The sequence below is a fragment of the Rhizobium favelukesii genome (assembly GCF_000577275.2).
Classification (GTDB): domain Bacteria; phylum Pseudomonadota; class Alphaproteobacteria; order Rhizobiales; family Rhizobiaceae; genus Rhizobium; species Rhizobium favelukesii.
The window spans coordinates 1-2,548 of record NZ_CBYB010000007.1 but is presented as its reverse complement, the minus strand read 5'-3'; the positions used below and the strand labels follow the sequence as shown (position 1 = coordinate 2,548).

Here is a 2,548-nt window from a genome sequence, read left to right as displayed (position 1 = left end):
ACCATGGCCGTCGAGCAGATAAATGCGCAGGTCGGGGATGCGCTTTCCAATCGGACTGCCGGGCTCGGAAGTGTCAGACTGATTAAGCGGTCGATAGGTTACATGCACGGTCGCTTCCGTGATGCCGTACATGTTGATCAATTGTGGGCGGCAATCGGAATGCCTTGCATACCACCGCTTCAGGATCGATGGCTCCAGAGCCTCCCCACCAAAGATCACATATCGAAGTCGGTTCCGGGCACTGCTGTGACACTCCACATCCATGAGAGCTTTGAAAGCCGAGGGAGTCTGGTTCAGAACTGTGACTCCAGACTTGCAGATTAGATCGTGGAAGTCTGAAGGGGAGCGCGCAGAATGGCTCGGCACGAGAACCACACACCCGCCATGGCGCAGTGCCCCCCACAACTCCCACACCGAGAAATCGAACGAGAAGGAATGGAACAGACACCACACGTCGCGTTCGGTGAAGCCATACGGGTCCTGAATTGCCTCGAACAAACGAACAATCTGTGCATGCTCGACCATGACGCCCTTAGGTTTGCCGGTCGAGCCTGAGGTGTAGATGACATAGGCGAGATTGCGGGCGGTCAGGCCCAGTGCCCGCGGGTCGGGATCGGAAGCCGGCTGGTCCGCCCAGGCCGGTGTTGCGGTATCAAGGTCCACCACCGTCAGATCGGCCGGCGCCTCGGGGGCGAGGGCGGCGAGTCCGGCGGCATCGCAAAGCAGCAGCCGCGGCGCGGCATCGTCGAGCACCTGCCGCAGCCGTTCGCTGGGATAGGTCGGATCGAGCGGCACGTAGGCGCCGCCGGCCTTGAGGATCGCCAGCAGCCCCACCACCATCGCCAGGCTGCGCTCGACGCAGATCGCCACCGGCTGATCCGGCTTGACCCCGAGGTCGATCAGATGATGGGCCAGCCGGTTGGTCCGCGCATTGAGCGCGCCATAGCTCAGCCGCTCGTCCTCATAGACCAGCGCCACCGCCTCCGGCGCCAGGCGCACCTGCGCCTCAAACAGCTCGTGGATGCACCTATCCGACGGATAAGTCGCCGCCGTCCGGTTCAGATCCTCCAGCAGGTAGCTGCGCTCGTCGGCCGGCAGGATGTCAAGCTCGCGCACCGGCCTATCGGGGGCATGTTCCAATGCGTCGGCCAGTTGCTCGAGCGCCCGCTGCATGTAGCCGCAGACCCGATCCGCAGAGACAGGCTCGGCCACCTGCGCCGTCAGCCCGAGCGCCTCGCCATAATCATCCACCGACAGCGCCAGCGGATAGTTGGTGCGTTCCTCCGCGCCCAGCCATTCGATGCCAGACAGACCATCCTCCGCTCCGGAGCCGGCCAGGGCCGCCGGCGTGTTGTGGCGGTAGTTCAGCAGCGCACTGAACAGCGGCGCCGGCGGCGCAACGCCGCTGCAACGTTGCGCCCGTGCCAGCGAGGCATGCTCGTGTGCCAGCAGCTCGGAAAGCCGCGCATGCGTAGCCCGCACGCTCGCCTCGGCCCCGGTGCCGTCCAGGTCGAGCCGCACGGGCAGGGTGTTCATGAACAGCCCCATGGTGCGGTCGGCGCCGGCACCCGCATGCATGCGGCCGAACAGCACCGTGCCGAACACCACCTGCTCGCGGCCGCTGCTCAGCGCCACCACCTGGGCCCAGGCCAGATGGCAAAGGCTGGCCAGACTCACCCCCAGCCGCCGCGCCTGGTGGCGCAGCCGCTCGTTGAGCGCCTGCGGCAGCATCCGCCGTGCCTCGCGGGATCCGCGGCCGTCGCCGTAGACCTCGCTCAGACTGAACGGCAGGGTCGGCTCGTCGATGTCGGCCAGCATCTCCCGGAAGAACGCTTCATGCGCTTTGGCATCGACACCCAGCCGCGCCTGCGCCACCAGATTGCGGAACGGCTGCGGTGCGGCAAGCTCATGCCCGCGACCTTCCAGCACGGCCCGCACCTCGGCATGCATGATCTCCAGCGTCGTGTGATCGCCGATCAGATGGTGCAGCAGCTCCAGCAGCAGCCAGCGCCCGCTGCCCGGCTCGCGCGCGATCACAAACCGCAACAGCGGCGCCCGGCCAAGATCAATGCGATACTGGCGCGGATCGAACCGCCGCTTCAGCTGCTCGGAACCGGGACCGCCATCCTCATCCAGCTCGACCTCGCGCACTTCCAGCGGCGCCTTGCGCCAGACCACCTGGGCCGGGCTCGACAGCCCCTCCCAGACAAAGGCCGTGCGCAGAATGTCGTGCCGGTCCACCACCTGCTGAACCGCGCCAAGATAGCGCTCCAACACACCCCGCTCGGCAAACACCATCTGACTGACCAGCAGATAGGGATCGCCGCGGCTGGCCAGCAGATGATGGAACAGAATGCCGTCCTGCAGCGGCGACAGGCCATAGATATCCTGGATATTGCCGACGCCGCCGGGCACCGCAGCGACGATCCGGTCGATCTCCGGCTGGACCAGCTCGATCAGCGGCAGCATCTGCGGCGTGATCGCCGTGCTCTGTTCGCCGATCAGGTTGGCCGGCACCGCCACCTCCTGATGGCTGCCAAGACTTGCA

1 protein-coding gene is annotated in these 2,548 nt (G+C 65.9%); it reads right to left on the bottom strand.

The window, feature by feature from the left end; all coding sequences use genetic code 11:
* Window positions 1–2,548 (bottom strand): AMP-binding protein (locus tag LPU83_RS17350; protein ID WP_157997283.1); only part of this gene is annotated, 2,548 nt, incomplete at both ends.